Source organism: Neobacillus driksii (genome assembly GCF_013409995.1).
Taxonomy (GTDB): Bacteria; Bacillota; Bacilli; order Bacillales; family Cytobacillaceae; genus Neobacillus; species Neobacillus driksii.
This window is the reverse complement of the sequence record NZ_JACCBX010000010.1, coordinates 250,600-258,427: the sequence shown is the minus strand read 5'-3', so window position 1 is coordinate 258,427 and position 7,828 is coordinate 250,600. Positions and strand designations below refer to the sequence as shown.

Genomic DNA, 7,828 nt, shown 5'->3' with positions numbered 1-7,828 from the left:
TGGTCCTCCCATTCCTGACTGATCAAAGCCTGCTCCCATTGGCCCTCCCATTCCTGGTTGACCGAAGCCTGCTCCCATTGGTCCTCCCATTCCTGATTGGTCAAAGCCTGCTCCCATTGGTCCTCCCATTCCTGACTGATCAAAGCCTGCTCCCATTGGCCCTCCCATTCCTGGTTGACCGAAGCCTGCTCCCATTGGTCCTCCCATTCCTGGTTGACCGAAGCCTGCTCCCATTGGTCCTCCCATTCCTGGTTGACTGAATCCTGGGTTCATCATTGGAGCTCCCATTCCCTGCATACCTTGATTGAACCAGCCTTGATTTGTGGCTGCTGGCGAGCCTACTGGCACTTCTGAACTTTCATCAAAATATGGCATTTGATCATCTGCTGGCATTTGGTCAAATCCTGCTGGCATTTGACTCATTCCAGGCATTTGGCTGCCCATTGGCATTTGACTCATTCCTGGCATCTGACTGCCCATTGACATTTGATCCATTCCTGGCATTTGGCTGCCCATTGGCATTTGACTCATTCCAGGCATTTGGCTGCCCATTGGCATTTGACTCATTCCTGGCATCTGACTGCCCATTGACATTTGATCCATTCCTGGCATTTGGCTGCCCATTGGCATTTGACTCATTCCTGGCATTTGGCTGCCCATTGACATTTGATCCATTCCTGGCATTTGGCTGCCCATTGGCATTTGATCCATTCCTGGCATTTGGCTGCCCATTGACATTTGATCCATTCCTGGCATTTGGCCGCCCATTGGCATTTGACCCATTCCTGGCATTTGACTGCCCATTGGCATTTGACCTATTCCCTGCATTTGACTGCCCATTGTCAATTGATCCATTCCTGGCATTTGGCCGCCCATTGGCATTTGACCCATTCCTGGCATTTGGCCACCCATTGGCATTTGACCCATTCCTGTCATTTGGCTACCCATTGGCATTTGGCCAAAGCCTCCTTGCATAGGGTTGTTCATTGGTAATTGCGGCATAAAGGATGAAGATTCATCATCAAAGCCATGTGGCATATATTCCGCACCTGCTACCCCTGGCATTGATCCAGGTTGATTAAAAAGCATATTAGGTACCTGTGGCATTACCGCTCCTTGAACTTGTGGATAAGGCATAAATGACATTGGTGGACAAGGCGGCGGCGGGCACCATTGTGGCGGCGGCGGACAAAATCCTGTTCCAGGCATTATTGGTGATATAGGTACACAATAATCTTGCGGCATTTGCTGCTGTACAGGGATCTGGTTTTCCATTGGTGCTTCTTGTACAGGCATAACTGGGTATTCTTTTATCGGTTCTTTTACAGGTTCTTTTATTTCAGGAAGTATGTTGGCTGGTTTTGGAGGCAGCACTGGCTGTTTAACCTCCATATTGGTCATGTTGTTCAGATAATAGTTGTTAATGTCGATTTCTGGAATGATTTGCAGAGGCATTTTTGGAGTGTATGGTGTTTTTGGTGCTTCTATTATTGGCGTCTCTTTTATCGGCACTTCCTTAATAGGTGCTTCTTTAATAGGTATTTCTTTGGCTGGTGCAGTTTTGATTGGCACTTCTTTTATCGGTGCTACTTTTATTGGTGCTTCTTTAATAGGAACCTCTTTTATCGGTGCTTCTTTAATAGGAACTTCTTTTATCGGTGCTTCCTTAATTGGAGCTTCTTTTATCGGTGCTTCCTTAATTGGAGCTTCTTTTATCGGTGCTTCCTTAATTGGAGCTTCTTTTATCGGTGCTTCCTTAATTGGAACCTCCTTTTTTGGAGCGGTTTTAATCGGCATTTCTTTTGGTTTCTCTTTGGTAAACGGTTGCCCAGCAATCGGCATTTCTTTCTTGGCGCCTAAGTTGATTGTGGCCCCCGGCTGTGTTCCCATAGGCGCTTCTTTTTTTATTGTTCCACCTGAAGTTGGGACTTTTATTTTCATACCGGGCATAATCATATCAGGGTTGCTGAGCTGTGAATTCATCTTTTTCAGCTCTTCAAAATTCACGCCGTACTTCTTGGCGATTTTCCAAAGAGTATCCCCTTTCTGTACGATATGGATCTTCACTCTGATTTCCCTCCTATGCATAAGTCCATATATTCTATGTGATGATGGGCAAAGTGCTAACATTCTTCAGAAAAACTTATGCTTATTTTCGGGAAAATATGAATCAACCCCTCGAAAATAAAATAGATGCAATTGTTCATGAAAATTGCATCTACCCTAATCATTATGAATTTTGTAACATGCGATCGAGCGCTAATTTAGCATTTTCAGCAATCTCTGGAGCCACTTTAATCGTATTCTTTGTTTCTTCTAGTGTATCTAGGCTCCACACTAAATGCGGCAGATCAATTCTATTCATGGTTAAACAAGGACACATGGCAGGATTTAGTGAAATAATTTTTTTATCGGGGTGATTCTTAATTAGACGGTTGACTAAATTCATTTCTGTTCCGATTGCCCATTCAGAACCAGGCTCTGCCTTTTCAATCGCATTAATAATATAACTTGTTGAACCAGCCAAATCGGATAATTCCACGACTTCACGGCGGCATTCAGGGTGAACAATGATTGTCATATTAGGATATTGGCTGCGCGTATCATGGACATTCTGAACAGTAAAGTTCTCATGAACAGAGCAGTGACCTTTCCAAAGGATGACTTTTATTTTTGAAGGATCTCCTTCGTATTCAAGCTTATTCGTTATTGGATTCCAAACTGCCATTTCATCTAAACCTATACCCAAGTCATAAGCGGTATTGCGGCCTAAATGCTGATCAGGTAAAAATAAAATACGTTCTTTTTGGGTAAATGCCCATTTAACCATTGTCTCTGCATTTGAAGAGGTGACACTCGCACCGCCATGAGCACCAACAAAAGATTTAATCGCTGCAGTTGAATTAACATATGTTAATGGAAGAATCGTATCACCAAAAATCCCCTGAAGAATTTCCCATGCCTTTTCAGTTTGATCCAGGTCTGCCATGTCAGCCATAGAACAGCCTGCACGCATGTCTGGGAGAATGACCTTTTGGTTATCGTTTGTTAGGATATCCGCCGTTTCTGCCATAAAATGAACGCCGCAGAAAACAATAAATTCTGCTTCGGTATTTTCAGCAGATAGTTGTGCTAGTTTCAAGGAATCTCCGGTCGCGTCGGCAAACTGAATGACTTCATCTTTTTGGTAATGATGTCCTGGAATGAAAAGTTTTGAGCCTAATTTATTTTTCACTTCTACCACTCTAGCTTCTAACTCTTCCTGCGACATTTGTTTGTATTTTTCAGGAATCATTTTATTCTTTTGCATGGCTGCTAAAATACTCACGTTTATTTCTCCCCTTCCCTAAAAAGAACTTTTACACTTATATCGAGTGCTTTATATGAATGTGTTAAGAATCCTAGTGAAATATAATCAACACCTGTATCACGATAACCAGCTAAATTGGTTAATTGAATCCCGCCTGAAGCTTCCGTTATGAATCCTGAAGGAACTAATTTAATTAGTTCTTTTATTTCATCTGGGCTACGATTATCAAACATAATGACATCTGCACCGGCGCTGACCGCTTCTCTCACCTGAGACTCCGTTTCAACTTCAACTTCTACCTTCACCATATGACCTGCTTTTTTGCGAACACTTTCAACTGCATTTGTTATCGAGCCTGCAAACGAAATATGATTATCTTTAATCATGATTCCGTCGTATAAACCAAAACGATGATTGAAGCCTCCTCCACAGGTAACGGCATATTTTTCAAGCATTCTTAAACCAGGTGTGGTTTTACGCGTATCACAAATTTTGGTATGACCACTATCCAATGTAGAAACTGCTTTACGTGTAAGGGTGGCAATCCCGCTCATTCTTTGGATGAGGTTGAGAACAACTCTTTCCCCTTTTAATAAATCCGCTATTTTTCCAGAGGCTGTTGCAAGCTTCTGACCGTATTCAATAGCTTGACCATCCTTGACAAAAAGCTGTATTTCAATGTCGGTATTCAAAAGTTTAAAACCGGTTTTAATGATTTCTTCTCCACAAAAAATGCCATTATCTTTTGAGAGAAAGACGATTTCGCCTTTTGTTTCATCTGCAAAAATTAAATCTGTTGTAATATCCTGTTCCCCAATATCTTCGATAAAAAATTGCTCAAGTAGCGAGCGCAGTTTCATTGTATTCATGGTTACTCTCCAATCCCTGGCTATTTTTATGAATAATGGTTTTGTTTAACCAATAATGGTCGTCTTCTTTTGCGTAATCACTTCGAAAATGACCACCACGGCTTTCGGTTCGTTTCAAAGCAGCTTCGGTAATTAAACTTGCGTTAATCAGCATAAAAATCTTTTTCAACTCTTCAATAGAATAGATAGTAAGATTATTTATTTGGTGTGCTTTAAAGGTATCTAACCATGCTTTTTGGTTTTGGAGATTTGCCTTATTGCGGACAATACCTACCCGCTCCATCATCGTATCCTTTATTTGTTGCAAGTCTGGTAAAATTACTTTCTCTTGCGGAATAAATGGACGAATGATTTCTGTTGAAAGGATATCTTCGTATTCTGTCTCATTTAGTATTGAAGATAACTTTTCTCCCATATATAAACCCTCTAATAAGGAATTACTTGCAAGGCGGTTTGCCCCATGCAATCCTGTACAGGCGGCTTCACCAATAGCAAATAGCCCCTTTATGGAAGTCCGGCCGTATAAATCGGTTTTAATTCCTCCCATTAAAAAATGACTGCCGGGAGCAACTGGAATTCTTCCCTCTGATAACGGAAGGCCATTTTCCTCACAAATAGCGGTTATCGAAGGGAATCTTTGCTTAAAGGTTTCAATTTTACTAATATCTAAATATACTTGGCTGCCTTTTTTAAGATATTCATAGATTTTCTGTGAGACAACATGCCTTGGACCAAGGTCCTTAAGTGGATGAACACCTTCCATAATTGGTGTGCCATCATCCGTCACGAGAACGGCACCTTCGCCGCGTACCGCTTCAGAAATTAACCCTTTCGTTTCACCATTTAGGTATAAAAGTGTAGGGTGGAACTGAATAAACTCCATATCAACCACTTCAGCACCTGCTAAATAGGCCATTGCAATCCCGTCACCGCTGACTGTATCAGCATTTGAAGTATAGGTAAACAATTGCCCGCAGCCGCCTGTTGCTACGATTGTATTCCGGCTGTAATACTGCTTTATAGTACCATCTGGCATTTTTGCTTTTACACCAATGCAGCGTTTCTCGGAATTCAGTAATAACTCATAGGCAAAAACATCTTCTTCAATGGTGACATTTTCCTTCAGCGTGCTAATAAGGAACTCGACTACATTTTTACCTGTAGCGTCTCCGCCGCCATGAACAATTCGCTTTTCACTATGTGCGCCTTCCATTCCAAGCAGCAATTCACCATCTTGATTTTTATCAAAAACAGATCCTTGTTCAGAAATGAACTTAATCAGCCTAGGTGCGGCTTCTATGATTTCTTTAACGGCTTCTTGATTATTGTGATATCTTCCTGCTTCAAATGTATCTGCGATATGTTTATTGGGATGGTCATGCTCGCCAATTGCAGCGGCAATACCACCTTGAGCAAGATAAGAATTAGCGGTTCTAATTTTTTCCTTTGTGAGTATCCTCACATTTAAATCCTTATTTAAAAATGAGGCTAACTGCAGTGCAGCAATCCCACTTCCTAAAATTAAAACATCATCATTTATTGTCATCTTGAGTCCTCCTGGATTAACAGGTGTCTTGACATCTATATTTACATAGAATTAAACTAATATCAAGATTTTTTTCGTAATAAAAAAATAAGAGTATTGGAGATTACTAATGATTTATTTTGATTTTGCGGCGACGACTCCATTAGATGCTGAAGCAGCAGAGGTGTTTTTGCAGGCTTCAACTGAGTTCTTTGGAAACTCAAGCTCCCTCCATGATTTTGGCGGGCAGTCACAGGACTTGTTAGAGAATTGCCGTGAAGAGCTGGCAAATCTTTTAGGGATAAATAAAAAAGGTTTATACTTTACAAGTGGTGGTTCGGAGGGGAACTTTTTAGCGATTGAGGCATTATTGTCAGTTCCTAAAAAAGCTGGGAAGCACATCATCGCTGGGATGGCCGAGCATTCATCCATTCACGGTATTCTCGACCGGTTAGAAGGCTATAGCATTACTTATTTGCCGCTCAACTCTTCCGGGCTCATTAACATAGAAGAATTGGCGAATGCCATTACCCCTGACACGGTGTTAGTGATCGTGCAGCATGTTAATTCTGAAATAGGCACAATTCAGCCGCTTGAAGATATCGCTCGTATTTGCAGAGAGTATGATATCCATTTTCACAGTGATTTTGTTCAATCTTTTGGAAAAATAGAGTTAAAAAAAATCACGCCGCTGGTCAGCAGCTTCTCCTTTTCTGGTCATAAAATTTATGGTCCAAAAGGGGTTGGCGGAGTTTATGTGGATCCGGCTATTTCTTGGAGAGCTTTTTTTCCAGGAGGATCACATGAGAGAGGCTTTAGGCCAGGTACGGTGAACGTCCCTGCTATTGCTTCTATGACTGCAGCGGCTCAAAAGATACATGACCAACTTGTTCAATGTCACGATCATTTTTTACAGCTTCGAGCCACTTTAATGGAGTCGCTTAATCCTATTAAGGATTCTGTGGTTATTTTTGAAGCAGCTCCTGACTCACAGTTACCTTCAATTATCGGATTGCGGATCTCTGGTGTTGAAGGTCAATGGATGATGCTGGAATGTAATCGGTACGGATTCGCGATTTCAACCGGAAGTGCTTGTCAAATTGGTATGCAAGCTCCAGCAAAAGTGACACAAGCTTTAGGATTGAGCCCTCAAGAAGCTAAGGAATTTATCCGTATTTCGTTTGGGAAGACAACGAGGATCGAAGATGTAGTGAAGCTTGGGGAAACTATTGTAGATATCGTGAAGAAATTTAAACTATAGAACTATGGTAAAATAGGGTTGAAATATGAGGAGGTACTTATGGCTGAACAAAAAAAGATTCTTGGCGATGAAAGGAGAGCTTTCATCCTGCAGCTGCTAAAAGACAGCCCTGTACCGCTTACAGGAAGCGAGTTAGCAACACGAACAAATGTAAGCAGGCAGGTAATTGTCGGGGATATTACACTCCTAAAAGCAAAAGAGGAGCCGATCATCGCAACAAGTCAAGGCTATTTATATTTTAAGCAAAACACAGGCACACAAACATATGAAAGAACGATTGCTTGCAGGCACTCACCTGATGACACAGAAAAAGAGCTAAATTTAATGGTGGATCATGGTGTATTAGTAAAGGATGTTAAAATCGAGCATGCGGTTTACGGAGATTTAACAGCCTCGATCATGGTATCCAATCGCCAAGAGGTAAAACAATTCTTAGATAACATCTATAAGACGAAGGCTGCGTTATTATCGGAATTAACAGGCGGGATTCATCTTCATACGATTGCTGCTTCTTCTGTTCAAACCTTAGACAAAACCGAAGCCGCTTTGAAGGAAGCTGGCTTTTTAATTGAATACTAGACGCAATAGAATGGTGGCCAATCATATGATTGGCTGCCTTTTTTACTCTCAAGGACTATTCTCCGCTTCGGAACTTGGGATTTGATACTCAAATAGAGCTCTTGAGGTCCAATCTCGGTTTAGGTAACTCATGATTTGTACTCAATCAGGGCTCTTGAGGACTAATCTCAGTTTAGGTAACTCATGATTCGTACTCAATCAGGGCTCTTGAGGACTAATCTCAGTTTAGTCACCTCATGATTTGTACTCAATCAGGGCTCTTGAGGACTAATCTCGGTTTAGTC

Annotated in this window: 5 protein-coding genes and 2 pseudogenes; 3 read left to right on the top strand and 4 right to left on the bottom strand. The window is 41.5% G+C overall.

The genetic code is table 11. The annotated features are described in order from the left end of the window. Positions 1-1,423 precede the first annotated feature (1,423 nt). A pseudogene (locus tag F4694_RS33010) lies at positions 1,424-1,735 on the top strand (pentapeptide repeat-containing protein); the annotation flags it as partial. A 197-nt stretch (positions 1,736-1,932) separates the two neighbouring features. Here the strand turns inward: F4694_RS33010 and safA are convergent. From safA to nadB, 4 genes and pseudogenes are all read right to left on the bottom strand, one after another. Next, positions 1,933-2,088, bottom strand: a pseudogene (safA, locus tag F4694_RS32410) (SafA/ExsA family spore coat assembly protein); the annotation flags it as partial. 142 nt (positions 2,089-2,230) lie between these two features. Further along, positions 2,231-3,328, bottom strand: a complete 1,098-nt coding sequence (gene nadA / locus F4694_RS22410) for a quinolinate synthase NadA (protein ID WP_179602035.1) — start codon at positions 3,326-3,328, stop codon at positions 2,231-2,233. Between the two features lie 2 nt (positions 3,329-3,330). Then, positions 3,331-4,179: a carboxylating nicotinate-nucleotide diphosphorylase gene (gene nadC / locus F4694_RS22405; protein ID WP_179602033.1), complete on the bottom strand. Its 849-nt coding sequence runs from the start codon at positions 4,177-4,179 to the stop codon at positions 3,331-3,333. Next, entirely contained in the window at positions 4,148-5,725 is a 1,578-nt protein-coding gene (gene nadB / locus F4694_RS22400; protein ID WP_179602031.1) for an L-aspartate oxidase, read from the bottom strand. Before nadB ends, nadC begins: the two co-directional genes overlap by 32 nt. Before the next feature lie 109 nt (positions 5,726-5,834). Between nadB and F4694_RS22395 the strand changes: the two genes are divergently transcribed. Continuing rightward, positions 5,835-6,965: an IscS subfamily cysteine desulfurase gene (locus F4694_RS22395; RefSeq protein WP_179602029.1), complete on the top strand. Its 1,131-nt coding sequence runs from the start codon at positions 5,835-5,837 to the stop codon at positions 6,963-6,965. 39 nt (positions 6,966-7,004) lie between these two features. Continuing rightward, positions 7,005-7,544 carry a transcription repressor NadR gene (locus tag F4694_RS22390; protein ID WP_179602027.1) on the top strand — a complete coding sequence of 180 codons (540 nt, stop codon included), beginning with the start codon at positions 7,005-7,007 and terminating at the stop codon, positions 7,542-7,544. Positions 7,545-7,828: the final 284 nt, after the last annotated feature.

What these genes read in the sequence shown, in the direction of transcription:
- nadC (WP_179602033.1), bottom strand. Translation starts at nt 4,179, where the DNA reads ATGAATACAATGAAACTGCGCTCGCTACTTGAGCAATTTTTTATCGAA.
- nadB (WP_179602031.1), bottom strand. Translation starts at nt 5,725, where the DNA reads ATGACAATAAATGATGATGTTTTAATTTTAGGAAGTGGGATTGCTGCA.
- F4694_RS22395 (WP_179602029.1), top strand. Translation starts at nt 5,835, where the DNA reads ATGATTTATTTTGATTTTGCGGCGACGACTCCATTAGATGCTGAAGCA.
- F4694_RS22390 (WP_179602027.1), top strand. Translation starts at nt 7,005, where the DNA reads ATGGCTGAACAAAAAAAGATTCTTGGCGATGAAAGGAGAGCTTTCATC.